Source organism: Aeromicrobium sp. A1-2 (assembly GCF_003443875.1).
In the GTDB taxonomy this organism is placed as follows: Bacteria; Actinomycetota; Actinomycetes; order Propionibacteriales; family Nocardioidaceae; genus Aeromicrobium.
The window spans coordinates 1,871,268-1,885,473 of record NZ_CP027482.1 but is presented as its reverse complement, the minus strand read 5'-3'; the positions used below and the strand labels follow the sequence as shown (position 1 = coordinate 1,885,473).

General features: G+C 67.9%; 11 protein-coding genes. 9 read left to right on the top strand and 2 right to left on the bottom strand.

Translation table 11 applies throughout. The features are described 5' to 3' along the window. Positions 1 to 39 precede the first annotated feature (39 nt). Positions 40 to 2,328, top strand: a complete 2,289-nt coding sequence (locus tag C6I20_RS09180; RefSeq protein WP_216823083.1) for a bifunctional (p)ppGpp synthetase/guanosine-3',5'-bis(diphosphate) 3'-pyrophosphohydrolase — start codon at positions 40 to 42, stop codon at positions 2,326 to 2,328. Here the strand turns inward: C6I20_RS09180 and C6I20_RS09175 are convergent. Together C6I20_RS09175 and C6I20_RS09170 are read right to left on the bottom strand one after the other, a co-directional pair. After that, positions 2,310 to 3,818: a polysaccharide pyruvyl transferase family protein gene (locus C6I20_RS09175; RefSeq protein ID WP_118395684.1), complete on the bottom strand. Its 1,509-nt coding sequence runs from the start codon at positions 3,816 to 3,818 to the stop codon at positions 2,310 to 2,312. The genes C6I20_RS09180 and C6I20_RS09175 overlap by 19 nt on opposite strands. 21 nt (positions 3,819 to 3,839) lie before the next feature. Next, positions 3,840 to 5,075, bottom strand: a complete 1,236-nt coding sequence (locus tag C6I20_RS09170) for a DUF349 domain-containing protein (protein ID WP_118395683.1) — start codon at positions 5,073 to 5,075, stop codon at positions 3,840 to 3,842. A 64-nt stretch (positions 5,076 to 5,139) separates the two neighbouring features. Between C6I20_RS09170 and C6I20_RS09165 the strand changes: the two genes are divergently transcribed. The 8 genes from C6I20_RS09165 to ruvX all read left to right on the top strand — a co-directional run bounded on the left by C6I20_RS09165 (position 5,140) and on the right by ruvX (position 14,206). After that, positions 5,140 to 5,835, top strand: a complete 696-nt coding sequence (locus C6I20_RS09165) for an MBL fold metallo-hydrolase (RefSeq protein ID WP_118395682.1) — start codon at positions 5,140 to 5,142, stop codon at positions 5,833 to 5,835. Beyond that, positions 5,832 to 7,160 carry a histidine--tRNA ligase gene (hisS, locus tag C6I20_RS09160; protein WP_118395681.1) on the top strand — a complete coding sequence of 443 codons (1,329 nt, stop codon included), beginning with the start codon at positions 5,832 to 5,834 and terminating at the stop codon, positions 7,158 to 7,160. The genes C6I20_RS09165 and hisS overlap by 4 nt, the downstream gene beginning before the upstream one ends. Continuing rightward, positions 7,157 to 8,920, top strand: a complete 1,764-nt coding sequence (aspS, locus tag C6I20_RS09155) for an aspartate--tRNA ligase (RefSeq protein WP_118395680.1) — start codon at positions 7,157 to 7,159, stop codon at positions 8,918 to 8,920. Before hisS ends, aspS begins: the two co-directional genes overlap by 4 nt. A gap of 63 nt (positions 8,921 to 8,983) precedes the next feature. Further along, complete coding sequence (locus C6I20_RS09150; RefSeq protein ID WP_118395679.1) at positions 8,984 to 10,348, top strand: replication-associated recombination protein A; 1,365 nt, start codon at positions 8,984 to 8,986, stop codon at positions 10,346 to 10,348. 18 nt (positions 10,349 to 10,366) lie between these two features. Then, positions 10,367 to 10,831, top strand: coding sequence for a hypothetical protein (locus C6I20_RS09145; RefSeq protein WP_118395678.1), 465 nt, complete (start codon positions 10,367 to 10,369; stop codon positions 10,829 to 10,831). Next, complete coding sequence (locus tag C6I20_RS09140) at positions 10,828 to 11,100, top strand: DUF6167 family protein (RefSeq protein WP_118395677.1); 273 nt, start codon at positions 10,828 to 10,830, stop codon at positions 11,098 to 11,100. Before C6I20_RS09145 ends, C6I20_RS09140 begins: the two co-directional genes overlap by 4 nt. After that, positions 11,100 to 13,757 (top strand): alanine--tRNA ligase, encoded by a 2,658-nt coding sequence (alaS, locus tag C6I20_RS09135; RefSeq protein WP_118395676.1) that lies wholly within the window; start codon positions 11,100 to 11,102, stop codon positions 13,755 to 13,757. Before C6I20_RS09140 ends, alaS begins: the two co-directional genes overlap by 1 nt. A 2-nt stretch (positions 13,758 to 13,759) precedes the next feature. Continuing rightward, on the top strand, positions 13,760 to 14,206 hold the full coding sequence (gene ruvX, locus C6I20_RS09130) for a Holliday junction resolvase RuvX (RefSeq protein WP_118395675.1): 447 nt from the start codon (positions 13,760 to 13,762) through the stop codon (positions 14,204 to 14,206).

Here is a 14,206-nt window from a genome sequence, read left to right as displayed (position 1 = left end):
CGATGGAGGGCACAGTGAGGAGCATTAGTGGCTGAGCGCATCGAGGCACCGCCCGCCGAGTCGAAGAACACCGACTCGGCGCCTGCTTCTGCGCGGGTTCGCACCCGCCTGGCCCGCATCGGCGGCAAGTCGGGATCCTCCGACGCTGTGCTCGACCCGTTGATCAAGGTCTACCGTGCGACCCACCCCAAGGGCGAGGTTGCTGCGATCCAGAAGGCCTACGCAATCGCCGAGCGGATGCACGAGGGTCAGAAGCGCAAGAGCGGCGATCCGTACATCACCCACCCGCTGGCGGTCGCCACGATCCTCGCCGAGCTGGGCATGACTGCGCCGACGCTGTGCGCGGCGCTGCTGCACGACACCGTCGAGGACACCCCGTACACGCTCGACGAGCTGAAGGCCGACTTTGGTGACGAGGTCCGCCAGCTCGTCGACGGCGTGACCAAGCTCGACAAGGTCAAGTACGGCGACTCGGCGCAGTCCGAGACGATCCGCAAGATGGTCGTGGCCATGAGCCGGGACATCCGGGTGCTGGTCATCAAGCTCGCGGACCGCCTGCACAACATGCGCACCCTGCGCTACCTCCGTCAGGACAAGCAGGAGCGGATCGCCCGCGAGACGATCGAGATCTTCGCTCCGTTGGCGCACCGGCTCGGCATGAACACGATCAAGTGGGAGCTGGAGGACCTCGGCTTCGCCACGTTGCACCCCAAGGTCTACGACGAGATCGTCCGCCTGGTCGCCGACCGGGCCCCGTCGCGCGAGCAGTTTCTCGAGCGGGTCGTCAACGACGTCGAGTCGGACCTGCGTCACGTCAAGCTCAAGGCGAAGGTCTCTGGCCGGCCCAAGCACTACTACTCGATCTATCAGAAGATGCTGGTCGGCGGCCGCGAGTTCGCCGACATCTTCGATCTGGTCGGCGTGCGGATCCTGGTCGACTCGGTGGCCGACTGCTATGGCGTCCTGGGCGTGCTGCACGCGCGGTGGAACCCGATTCCGGGTCGATTCAAGGACTACATCTCGGTCCCGAAGTTCAACATGTACCAGTCGCTGCACACCACCGTGATCGGTCCGCAGGGTAAGCCGGTCGAGCTGCAGATCCGCACCAACGCGATGCACCGGCGCGCGGAGTACGGTGTCGCTGCGCACTGGAAGTACAAGGAGGACGGCACTGCCGGCAAGTCCGGCAAGGCACCCGACAACAACGACATGCTGTGGCTGCGTGAGCTGCTGGACTGGCAGTCCGAGACCTCTGACTCGGTGGACTTCCTGGACTCCCTGCGGTTCGAGATCAGCAATGCCGGGGTCTACGCGTACACGCCACGGGGAGACCTGATCCAGTTGCCGACGAAGTCAACGCCGGTCGACTTCGCATACGCCGTGCACACCGAGGTCGGACACGCCTGCATCGGCGCCCGCGTCAACGGCCGGCTCGTGTCTCTGGAATCAGAGCTCGAGAGCGGTGACGTGGTCGAGGTCTTCACCTCGAAGTCGCCGGATGCCGGCCCGAGCCGGGACTGGCTGGACTTCGTTGCGAGCCCTCGCGCCCGCAACAAGATCCGGCAGTGGTTCACCAAGGAACGTCGCGACGAGGCCATCGAGCGCGGCAAGGACCAGATCGCCAAGCAGATGCGCAAGGAAGGCCTCGCGCTGCACCGGCTGTTCCGGCACGAGACGCTCGACGCCGTCGCCAAGGAGCTGCACCTGGCTGACGTGTCGACGCTCTATGCGTCGGTCGGCGAAGGCAACGTGGGGGCCCAGAACGTCGTCGACCGGGTCATCGACCTGGCCGGCGGTCGGGAGGGTGCGCAGGAGGATCTCGCCGAGGCGACCCAGCTTCCGGGGGTCGGAAGCAGGCTTCCGCGCAACGAGAACCGCGATGCCGGTGTCGTGGTCGATGGGCTCGACGGCGACATCATGATCAAGCTGGCGCGCTGCTGCACACCGGTGCCGGGCGACACGATCCAGGGATTCGTGACCCGCGGTGACGGAGTCTCGGTGCACCGCACGGACTGCGTCAACCTGCTCTCGCTCCGCAGCCAGCCCGAGCGGCTCGTCCCGGTGCATTGGGCGCCGACGGGCACCAGCACGTTCCTCGTCGCGGTGCAGGTCGAGGGGCTTGACCGGCCGCGGCTGCTCAGCGACATCACGAGGGTCATGTCCGACCAGCACGTCAACATCTTGTCGGCATCGCTGTCGACCGGACGCGACCGGGTCGCCAAGTCGAAGTTCACCTTTGAGATGGCCGACCCCAAGCATCTCGGCCACGTGCTATCGGCCGTGCGTACCGTCGAAGGCGTCTTCGACGTCTACCGCCTCACCCAGTAACGAGCTAGCTCCCGCTTGATTCTATCGACGGCGCGCACGGTGCGGCGCGCGCGGAGCGCCGCGATGCTTCGCCTGGCGGCCACCAACCGGCCCTTGGTCCGTTCGAGTTGTGAATCCTTGACCTTGAGGTCCTGCTTGTGCAGCAAGACATCGAACTGGGCCCTGCCTAGCTCATTGGAGAGCCGGGTCTGCACAGCGAGCCGCTCCGCCCACGGTGCTGGTATCCCGAACTCGGCGACCGGAGAGAGATCGCCGGGCCGGACCCACTCCGACCCCTTGATTGATGCGGCGATCGCGTCCCACCACGCTGACTGCTCGCTCATCCGCAGGGGTACCACGGTTGACATGTGCGCAGCGAATTCAGGTGCGCGTTCGACGAGGTTGTCGACGACATCCTCGAACGGTCCGTGCACCCAGGCGTCGGCCGGCATGGCGTATTTGCCGAGTCCGACATTGCTCAGGGCACCCGCCATGCGCACCGCCGAGTAGTAGCTCGACGTGATCGCCACCGTGGGCGTGCCGAGAACGGGTCCGAACACGGTGGGATGATATCGGGTCGAGAGTGAAAGCATCGCGCCCTCGGTCAGGGCGACAACCTGACGTGCAGGCATCGTCGGGAGACTCGTGATGCGTGCGTTCTCAGTGGCATCGACGATAGCGTCGTGGGCCAGCAGATCGTGGGTTCGGCGGTCTTGATCGAACGATCCGAGATGCGGTACCAGAACGACCTCGGCATCGTGTCCGTCCGAAAGCCGGTTGAGCGTGTCGGCCATCAGTCGGTGGTACTCAGCTCTCGTCACTCCCAGGGAGGTGGCATAGCCGGTCAAGCTTCCGATGATGTACCTAGGGGGCAGTCTGAGGTCACGGATGGCTGCGCGATCGGCTTCCCGTGGAGTCAGCATTGCGGCGTCGTCCAATCCGTGGACCACGCGATCGGGGTCACCGCCGAGTTCAATGGCTAGCGCGTGAGTCGATGCCTCGCGGGCTCCGAAGCAGGTTGCGTACTCGATGATCTCGCGTGCCAGCGTCGCATCGCTGGGCCTGAAGGTCGGCCCCATCGTCTGGCTGGTGACGAACACGGGTCGCCCGTAGTGCCGCGCGATCCTCACCAGCGAGACACGTTCGAACAGATGGTGCACATGCTTGGAATTGAGGTTGCCGCCGCCAGCGATGACGATCGCGTCGCAGGCCGCGACGGCCTCGATCACCGGGCTCGCCGGCCCGGTCACGTCCACGCGGCCACCCAGCGAGGCCGTCAGGCTGGAGAGGTGGCCCTCCATCCGCGCGCGCGACCATCCCCATTTGTAGCCAATGCGGGGAACGGCCGGCAGGCCATACATCTGGGTTGCGACCGATGGCTCACCGGCTATCAGAGTGATGTCGTGGATGCCGCGTTGGCGAAGCATGTCGATGGCTGCTTCGCTCATGGCCTCGTCTCCAAGGTGATAGAGCCCGGACCAACCGATGTCGCCAATCAGGAGGACGTTCATGACGTGGACCAGACTGTCATGTCAGGAGTAGTCGGCCTGGGCCTTCTTCGCCATGTCGAGGAAGGCCTCCTTGGAAGATTTGTCGGCTTTCAGGTCCTTGGCCTTCTTGGCGTCGCCCTTGGCCTCGGCGGCCGCGATCTTGGCGGCCACCTCGTCGATTGCGCGCTGCAGCTTGCCGATCATGTCGTCGGCTCGGGCGGACTTCTCCGGATCGGTCTTCTTCCACTTGACCTCGTTGGCGTCGCGCACAGCTTCCTCGATCTTGCGGATGCGTGCCTCGAAGTCGCCGATTTTGGCGCGCGGCACCTTGCCGGCCTCTTCCCAGCGATCGGCGATGTCGAGCCATGCCTTGCGGGCGGCGTCGGGGTTCGTGATCGGCAGCAGCTTCTCGGCCTCGGCGAGGATCACCAGCTTCTTCTCGGCGTTGACCTCGTACTCGGCGTCGAGCAGCGAGTTCGCCTCATCGCGGGCGTTGAAGAACGCGTCCTGGGCGTTGCGGAACCGCTTCCAGAGCTTGTCCTCGACGTTGCGCGGCGCCGAACCGGCCTTCTTCCACTCGGTCATCAGGTCGCGGTACTTGCCGGCCGTCGGACCCCACTCGGTCGAGGTCGACAGCGACTCGGCCTCGACGATGAGCTTTTCCTTGACGACCTTCGCGGCATCGCGCAGCGTCGACTGCTCGCCGAAGTGGGTCTTGCGGCGGCGCGTGTACGCAGTACGTGCCGTGCTGAACCGGTGCCACAGCTCGTCGTCGGCGGACTTGCTGAGCCGGGGGAGCGCCTTCCACTCGTCGAGTAGGGCGCGCAGCTTGTCTGCGCCGGCCTTCCAGTCGGTGCCGGCCGCGATCTTCTCTGCCGCCTCGGAGATACGAGCCTTCTCGGTCTGTGCCTCGGCGACCTTGGCAGCGCGCTCGACCTTGCGCTGCTCGCGGTGCTTGTCGATTGCGGGCTGCAGGGCGTCCAGACGCTTGAGCAACGAGTCGAGATCGCCGAGCGCCTGCGCGTCGGTGATCTGCGCGCGGGCCTTCGTCACGGCCTTGCCGGCGTCGTCGGGGGACAGCGCGCCGCCCTCTAGTCGCTTCTCCAGGAGGTCGACCTCGACCTCAAGTCCTTCGAAGCGGCGGACGTACAACGACATCGCTTCGGCGGGGTCGCCGCCCGGCCACTGGCCGATCAGCCTTTCACCGTCAGCAGTGCGAACGTAGACGTTGCCTTCGTCGTCGACACGGCCCCAGGTATTCGTCGGCGCAGAACTCATGGGCCACAGTCTAAGCGTCGGCCAGCCTCCGGGGTGTCGGCGCGTCTCGCGTACCCTGTCGCACGTGCTTCTCACGTCATTTCCGGCCGGTCCGTTGCAGGCCAACTGCTACTTCGTCTCCCGGGGTCCTGGCGCCGGTTGCGCCATCATCGACCCGGGCATGGAGTCGATGGACGGCATCCATTCGGTCGTCTCCGAGCACAACCTGCGACCCGCCGCAGTTCTCATCACGCACGGTCACTTCGACCACATGTGGTGCGCGCAGGACGTCGCCGAGGAGTACGACTGCCCGGTCTGGATCCACCCCGCGGACCGGCACCTCCTGAGCGACCCCATGGCCGCGATCTCCAGCGAGTCCGCCGGGATGCTGCGGGCCCAGCTCGGCATGACCGACGTGCCGGACTTCGCCGAGCCCGCAGACGTACGTGATGCGGTCGACGGCGCCCGGATCGAGGTCGACGGGTTGACGTTCCAGGTCGACCACGTGCCCGGTCACACTCCCGGCACCGTTTTCTACCGGGTCGACTACGACGGACCCGAGGACGTCTCACAAGTCATGTTCTCCGGTGACTTCCTGTTCGCCGGATCGATCGGACGCACCGACCTGACCGGCGGCTCGCACCCGCAGATGCTCGACAGCCTGCGCGACCGCGTCCTGCCGCTGGCCGACGACATCGTCGTGCTGCCGGGCCACGGCGGACAGACGTCGGTCGGCCGCGAGCGTGGCACCAACCCGTTCCTCGCGGAGCTGATGGCATGACCAAGCTGAGCGGGTTCCCCGAGTTCCTCCCGGCCGAGCGCAATGTCGAGCTGATCGTGCTCGACCACCTCCGCTCGGTCTTCGAGCTGCACGGCTTCGCGTCGATCGAGACCCGCGCGGTCGAGACGATGGACCAGCTGCTGCGCAAGGGCGAGATCGACAAGGAGGTCTACGTCCTGCGCCGGCTGCAGGCCGGCGAGGGCGACAGCGACTCCGGCATGGGGCTGCACTTCGACCTGACGGTGCCCTTCGCGCGGTACGTCCTGGAGAACGCCGGCAAGCTCGAGTTCCCGTTCCGCCGCTACCAGATCCAGAAGGTGTGGCGTGGGGAACGCCCCCAGCAGGGACGGTTCCGCGAGTTCACCCAGGCCGACATCGACATTGTCGCCAAGGACGAGCTGGCCTTCCACTTCGACGTCGAGGTCGCCCAGGTCATGGCCGAGGCGCTGTCGGGCCTTCCCGTGCCGCAGCTGACGCTCCAGGTCAGCAATCGCAAGGTACTCGAGGGCTTCTACCGAGGTCTCGGCATCGCCGAGCCGACGACGGTGATGCCGATCGTCGACAAGCTCGACAAGGTGCCGGCTGACAAGATCGCGCAGCTCCTGCAGACCGACGCCGGCCTGAGCGCCGACCAGGCCGCGCAGTGCCTTTCGCTCGCCGAGATCCGTACGACCGACGACTCCTTCGTCGCTGCGGTCCGCGCCCTCGGTGTCGAGGACCCGCTGCTCGACGAAGGGCTCGAAGAGCTCCGTCTGGTGGTCGTCGGCGCGGCAGGTGCCGACGGCGTCGAGGTCGTCGCTGACCTGCGCATTGCGCGTGGCCTCGACTACTACACCGGCACGGTGTTCGAGACCCGGATGGCGGGCTACGAGCACCTCGGCTCGATCTGCTCGGGCGGACGCTACGACCAGCTCGCCACGGACGGCCGCACGACCTATCCGGGTGTCGGCATCTCGTTGGGTGTGTCCCGCCTGCTGGTCCCGCTGGTCGCCGACGGGCTGTCGGCCGACCGCTCCGTCCCCAGTGCGGTCCTGGTCGCACTGGTCGACGAGGAGTCCCGGCCGGCCAGCGTGGAGGTCGCCTCGGCGCTGCGCGCCCGCGGCATCCCGACCGAGGTCGCCGCGACGGCGCAGAAGTTCGGCAAGCAGATTCGGTACGCCGAGCGGCGGGGCATACCGTATGTGTGGTTCCCCGCCTCACCGCAGACCGAGGGCTCGCACCAGGTGCGGGACATCCGGATCGGTGAGCAGGGCAACGCCGATCCGACCACCTGGGCCCCGCCCGCAGAAGACCTCTCGCCTCGAATCAAGGAGCAGAACACGTGATCCGCACCCACGACGCCGGAAGCCTGCGCACCGAACACATCGGTCAGCAGGTCACCCTCGCTGGATGGGTCGCCCGTCGTCGAGATCACGGCGGAGTTGCGTTCATCGACCTCCGCGAGGCCTCGGGTGTCGTCCAGGTCGTCGTCCGCGAGGAGGTTGCCCACCAGCTGCGCGCCGAGTACTGCCTCAAGATCGTCGGCACGGTACAGAAGCGGCCTGAGGGTAACGAGAACGCCGGCATCCCGACCGGTGACATCGAGGTCATCGCCGACGACGTCGAGATCCTCAGCGCCGCGGCGCCCCTGCCGTTCCCGATCGACGACCATGTCGACGTGGGCGAGGAGGCCCGGCTGAAGTACCGCTACCTCGACCTGCGCCGTTCCGGTCCGGCCGCCGCGATCCGCTTGCGCAGCAAGGTCAACGCCGCTGCCCGTCAGGTCCTCGGTGAGCGGGACTTCGTCGAGATCGAGACGCCGACACTGACCCGTTCGACTCCCGAGGGTGCTCGCGACTTCCTCGTGCCGGCACGCCTCAAGCCCGGCAGCTGGTACGCCCTGCCGCAGAGCCCGCAACTGTTCAAGCAGCTCCTGATGGTCGGCGGCATGGAGCGTTACTACCAGATTGCGCGCTGTTACCGCGACGAAGACTTCCGCGCCGATCGCCAGCCCGAGTTCACGCAGCTCGACATCGAGATGAGCTTCGTCGACCAGGCCGACGTCCTTGAGCTGATGGAAAGAATCATCCAAGCCATGTGGGCACTGATCGGATATGACGTCCCGCTCCCGATCCCGCACATGACGTACGCCGAGGCGATGCGCCGATTCGGTTCGGACAAACCCGACCTGCGCATGGGCCAGGAGCTCGTGGAGTGCACAGAGTTCTTCAAGGACACACAGTTCCGCGTCTTCCAGGCCGAGTACGTCGGCGCGGTCGTGATGCCCGGCGGTGCCTCGCAGCCCCGTCGCCAGTTCGACGCGTGGCAGGAGTGGGCCAAGCAGCGTGGCGCCAAGGGACTGGCCTACGTCACGATCCAGGACGACGGCGAGCTCGGCGGTCCGGTGGCCAAGAACCTCAGCGACGTCGAGCGTGCCGGTCTGGCCGAGCACGTCGGCGCCAAGCCGGGGGACTGCATCTTCTTCGGTGCCGGAGCGACCAAGTCGACTCGCGGCCTGCTCGGCGCTGCCCGGCTCGAGATCGGTGAGCGCGGCGGCCTGATCGACAAGGACGCCTGGGAGTTCGTCTGGGTCGTGGATGCGCCACTGCTCGAGCCCTCGGGTGACGCGGTGGCATCCGGCGACGTCGCCGTCGGCAGCGGAGCATGGACCGCGGTGCACCACGCCTTCACCTCGCCGCAGGACATCGAGGCATTCGACAGTGATCCCGGCTCGGCGCTCGCGTGGGCGTACGACATCGTCTGCAACGGCAGCGAGCTCGGTGGTGGGTCGATCCGAATCCATCGTGAGGACGTCCAGAAGCGGGTGTTCGCACTGATGGGCATCGGTGAGGAGGAGGCGCAGGAGAAGTTCGGCTTCCTGCTCGACGCGTTCAGCTTCGGCGCTCCGCCGCACGGCGGCATCGCGGTCGGCATGGACCGCATCTGCGCGATGCTCAGCGGCTCCGACTCGATCCGCGACGTCATCGCGTTCCCGAAGTCCGGCGGCGGCTTCGACCCCCTGACGGCGGCACCCGCACCCATCACCCCGGAGCAGCGCAAGGACGCCGGAGTCGATTGGAAACCCCAGGATGACGCCAAGAGCTGATGCCTTTCCGGCTGCGCGAGCGCACGCGGTGACCAGCGCAGGACGACGCCGGGGCGCTGAGGCATGAGCACCGACGGGCTGTTCGACCTGCCCGACGCACCGCCGACGACCGGCACAGGTGGGGGAAGCCTGAGCGGAAACACCTCGGCCAACGCGCCGCTCGCGGTCCGCATGCGCCCGCGGTCGCTTGAAGAGCTCGTGGGTCAGCAGCACCTGTTGGCTCCCGGCTCGCCGCTGCGCCAGATGATCGACGGCAACCAGCCGCTCACGATCCTGCTGTGGGGCCCACCCGGCACCGGCAAGACGACCATCGCAAGCCTGCTGAGCGCTCACACCGACCGCCGATTCGTCGAGGTCTCAGCGGTCTCGGCCGGCGTCAAGGAGGTGCGCGAGACTATCGTCGGAGCACGCCGCGCGCTGTCGCAGAGCGGTGTCGAGACGGTCCTGTTCGTCGATGAGGTCCACCGCTTCAGCAAGTCTCAGCAGGACGCCCTGCTGCCCGGGGTCGAGAACCGCTGGGTGTCCCTGGTCGCGGCGACGACCGAGAACCCGCACTTCAGTGTCATCTCCCCGCTGTTGTCGCGCTCGCTGCTCCTGACGCTCGAGTCGCTGACCGACGACGACATTGGCGTGATCCTCGACCGGGCGCTCACGGACGATCGCGGGCTCGGCGGCGCCGTCACGTTGTCCGACGAGGCCCGCAGCCACCTCGTACGCCTGGCCGGTGGCGACGGTCGACGCGTCCTGACATACCTCGAGGCCGCTGCGGGCGCCGCCACGAGCCAGGGCAAGTCGCAGATCGACGTGGAGGACGCCGCACTCGCGGTCGACAGGGCCGCAGTTCGCTACGACCGGCAGGGCGACCAGCACTATGACGTCACCAGTGCGCTCATCAAGTCGATCCGGGGCTCGGACGTCGATGCCGCGCTGCACTACCTCGCTCGCATGATCGAGGCCGGCGAGGACCCGAAGTTCATCGCGCGACGGCTGATGATCTCGGCGAGCGAGGACATCGGCCTGGCCGATCCGACCGCGTTGACGACGGCGGTGGCCGCGGCTCAGGCCGTCGCAATGATCGGATTCCCCGAGGCACGCATCACGTTGTCCCAGGCGGTCATCGCGCTCGCCACGGCCCCCAAGTCCAATGCCGCCTACAAAGCCATCGATGCCGCGATCGCCGATGTGCGCGCCGGCAAGGTCGGCGCTGTGCCACCCGCGCTGCGCGATGCGCACTACTCGGGTGCCAAGAAGCTCGGCCACGGCCATGACTACCTCTATGCGCACAGCGATCCGCGTGGCGTCGTGAGCCAGCAGTACGCGCCCGACGAGGTCGACGGTGCGACGTACTACGAGCCCGGCGGGCACGGAGCCGAGGCGGCGATCGCCGAGCGGCTGGCGCGGATCCGGGCGATCCTCCGCGATCGCTGAGGCGTTAGGCTCGACCCCATGTCAACGGAGGTGGGGATCCTCGCCGCGACGGCGCTCCTCGCTGTCGTGGCGATCAGCGCTGCAGTCATCGCGGTCCGTGCCGCCCGCCGGCTCTCGGTCGCTGTGCCGCCCGCACCCGAGCCGCTACCCGCACCGCCACGGTTGTCGACCGAGATCGCCCATGTGGCGTCCCAGCCAGAGGTCGCTGACCGTGAGCTCGAGCCGCGGATCGTCGAGGGCAGGCTCATCGTGCCCCCGTCCGAGCTGCAGGTCGTCAACACGGCGCTGGGTCGCCCTGGGGTACGTCTGTCGGTGCTGGCTCACGGGCTGGCTCACGCGCTGCGCGCCGAGAGCCGCGACCGGGTCATGGCCCTGATGCGCCGCGAGTACCGCAGCCGCCGCCGGGAGCGACTCCAGGCCGGACGTCGTGCCGTACGTGCGGCCCAGCCGACGGAGCCCGCCGATCGGTGGCTCAGCTCATGAGGTCGCGGATCGTCTGGTTCGTCGCCGGCTCGGCCGCCGGCGTCTACGCCACCGCCAAGGCCCGCCGAGCCGCCTACCGGCTCTCGGTGCCGGGTCTCGTCGACCAGGCCGCGGCCCTCGGGTCCGGCTGGCGTGCTTTCAGCGCCGAGGTGCGAGACGGCATGGAGACTCGCGAGGACGAGATCGTCCACCAACTGTCCGGCGCCACCCACGACCACTCCGATCTGCTTCGCCTCCAGGCCGAGCACACCGACAAGGACCGAACCTGATGCTGACCGCGGAGATCCGCCGCCGATTCCTCGCGCACTTCGAGAACGCCGGACACACCGTCGTCCCCTCGGCGCCGTTGCTGTTCGACGATCCCAACCTGCTGTTCGTCAACGCCGGCATGGTGCCGTTCAAGCCGTACTTCCTGGGCCAGGAGACTCCGCCGTGGGACCGGGCCACGTCGGTGCAGAAGTGCGTGCGTACGCAAGACATCGAAGAGGTCGGCAAGACCACCCGGCACGGCACGTTCTTTCAGATGAACGGCAACTTCTCGTTCGGTGACTACTTCAAGGAAGGCGCCATCACGCACGCCTGGAAGCTCATCACCGGCTCCGTCGCCGATGGTGGGCTGGGCTTCGACCCCGAGACGATCTGGGTCACGGTGCTGCACTCCGACGACGAGGCGCGTCAGCTCTGGAAGCAGATCGCCGGCCTGCCCGACGAGCGGATCCAGAGCCGTGGGCTGCTCGACAACTACTGGCACATGGGTGTCGCCGGGCCCGGCGGTCCCGCGAGCGAGATCTATGTCGACCGCGGGCCCGAGTTCGGGCCAGACGGCGGGCCAGTCGTCGACGAGGATCGGTTCCTGGAGATCTGGAACCTGGTGTTCATGCAGGAGGAGATCACCAACGTCCGGGCCAAGGACCAGTTCGACGTCATCGGTGACCTGCCGAACAAGAACATCGACACCGGCATGGGGCTCGAGCGGGTCGCCTACCTCCTGCAGGAGAAGGGCAACCTCTACGAGATCGACGAGGTGTTCCCGGTCATCGAGAAGGCCTCGGAGATCACCGGGCGCACGTACGGCAAGGACCATGGCGACGACGTCCGGTTCCGAGTCATCGCCGACCACGTCCGCAGCGGACTGATGCTGATGGGCGACGGCGTCACGCCCGGCAACGAGGCCCGCGGCTACGTCCTGCGCCGCCTGCTCCGTCGGGCCGTGCGCTCGATGCGACTGCTGGGCTACGAGGATCCGGCCCTGCCGGCACTGCTCCCGGTCAGCCTGGACCGGATGAAGGCGTCCTACCCCGAGCTTGAGGCCGACTTCCCCCGCATCTCGCAGATCGCGTACGCCGAGGAGGAAGCCTTCCGCCAGACCCTCGGCAAGGGCACGCAGATCTTCGAGAGCGCTGCGATCGCGCTCAAGGACGGCGGTGGCACGACGCTGCCGGGCAAGCAGGCGTTCGCCCTGCACGACACCTACGGCTTCCCGATCGACCTGACCCTGGAGATGGCCTCCGAGCAGGGCCTGACGGTCGACGAGGAAGGCTTCCGCGCCCTGATGGCCGAGCAGCGCTCGCGCGCCAAGGCCGACGCCAAGTCCAAGAAGGGCAGCCACGCGGACACCACGGTCTACCGTGCCGCGTTGGACGCCAACGGCCCGACCGACTGGCTGGCGTACACCGACCTGACGACCGAGTCGCGCGTCCTCGCCCTGATCGCCGAGGGGTCGGGCGTTCCAGCGCTCTCCGTCGGCGCGCTCGGCGAGGTCGTGCTCGACCGCACACCGTTCTACGCCGAGTCCGGCGGACAGCACGCCGACGCGGGCACGTTGACGTGGGACGGGGGCCGGGCCGAGGTGCTCGACGTCCAGCGCCCGGTCCGTGGACTCGTGGTCCACCAGGTGCGGGTGCTGGAGGGTGAGCTGACGCTCGACCAGGAGCTCGAGGCTGCCGTCGACCCGGACTGGCGGCTCGGCGCGCGCCAGGCCCATTCGGGCACGCACGTCGTGCACGCCGCGCTGCGCGAGGTGCTCGGTCCCACGGCTCTGCAGTCCGGCTCGTTCAACCGCCCCGGCTACCTCCGACTCGACTTCGGCTGGAACGGGGCTCTGTCGCCCGATCAGCTGCACGGCGTCGAAGCGGCGTCCAACCGAGCGCTTCGTGCAGACCTGGCTGTTCGGGCCCAGACCATGTCGCTGCCCGAGGCGCGCGACTTCGGCGCGCTCGCGCTGTTCGGCGAGACCTACGGCGAAGACGTGCGTGTCGTCGAAATCGGCGGCCCGTGGTCGCGTGAGCTGTGCGGTGGCACGCACGTCGAGCGGTCCTCGCAGATCGGCACCCTGGTCATCACGTCGGACGGCTCGGTCGGAGCAGGCAACCGGCGCATCGAGGCACTCACGGGAATCGAGGGCTTCGAATACCTCGCCCGCGAGCGTGACGTCGTCCGCCAGCTCACCGAGATCCTCAAGACGCAGGCCGACGACGTCCCGGGCCGGGTCAAGGACCTGGTCGAGCGGCTCAAGGCCGCGGACAAGGCAGCCGAGCGCATCAAGGCCGCACAGCTGATCGGCGCGGCCGGCGACATCGCGGCCGCGGCCAAGGACATCGCCGGCATCGCCTACGTCGGACACCATGCCGCGGGAGCCGGTGGGGGAGACGTGCGCACGCTGGCCCTCGACATCCGCAACCGTCTGCGCGAGCGTCCCGCCGTCGTGGTCGTGATCGGTGATGCCGGTGACAAGCCGGCCGCCGTGGTGGCCCTCAACGACCTGGCCCAGGAGCGAGGGCTCTCGGCCAACCAGCTGATCGGCGTCGTGGGCGACAAGATCGGCGGCCGCGGCGGCGGCAAGGCCGACGTCGCGCAGGGCGGCGGCACAGACGTGTCCGCGATTCCGGCTGCGCTCGCTGCGGTCGAGGCGGCGCTGAGCGCGTGACGATGCGGCGCGGTCGGCGGGTGGGTGTCGATGTCGGTGACGTGCGGATCGGCGTCGCCGTGAGCGATCCCGACGGCATCCTCGCGACACCGGTCGAGACCGTGCCTGCCGGTCCGAAGGCGATCGGGCGGCTCGCCGAGCTGATCGCGGAGTACGAGGCGCTCGAGTGCGTCGTGGGCCTGCCGGTCGGGCTCTCCGGCCGCGAAGGGCCGGCCTCGATCAAGGTCCGGGCCTTCTGCGCAGAGCTGTCGCCGGCGATCTTCCCCGTGCCGATCCGCTTGTTCGACGAGAGGATGTCGACCATGACGGCCGACAGCAACCTGAGGCACAGCGGCCGCTCGGGAGCGGCCAGGCGCACGGTGATCGACCAAGCTGCCGCTACCGTCATCCTGCAGACGGCACTCGATTCAGAGCGAACCCGCGGGTCCGCACCAGGAGAAGGCTTGTGA

Coding starts and splice junctions, on each gene's coding strand:
- C6I20_RS09175 (WP_118395684.1), bottom strand. CDS start 3,818: ATGAACGTCCTCCTGATTGGCGACATCGGTTGGTCCGGGCTCTATCAC.
- C6I20_RS09170 (WP_118395683.1), bottom strand. CDS start 5,075: ATGAGTTCTGCGCCGACGAATACCTGGGGCCGTGTCGACGACGAAGGC.
- hisS (WP_118395681.1), top strand. CDS start 5,832: ATGACCAAGCTGAGCGGGTTCCCCGAGTTCCTCCCGGCCGAGCGCAAT.
- C6I20_RS09150 (WP_118395679.1), top strand. CDS start 8,984: ATGAGCACCGACGGGCTGTTCGACCTGCCCGACGCACCGCCGACGACC.
- C6I20_RS09145 (WP_118395678.1), top strand. CDS start 10,367: ATGTCAACGGAGGTGGGGATCCTCGCCGCGACGGCGCTCCTCGCTGTC.
- C6I20_RS09140 (WP_118395677.1), top strand. CDS start 10,828: ATGAGGTCGCGGATCGTCTGGTTCGTCGCCGGCTCGGCCGCCGGCGTC.
- alaS (WP_118395676.1), top strand. CDS start 11,100: ATGCTGACCGCGGAGATCCGCCGCCGATTCCTCGCGCACTTCGAGAAC.
- ruvX (WP_118395675.1), top strand. CDS start 13,760: ATGCGGCGCGGTCGGCGGGTGGGTGTCGATGTCGGTGACGTGCGGATC.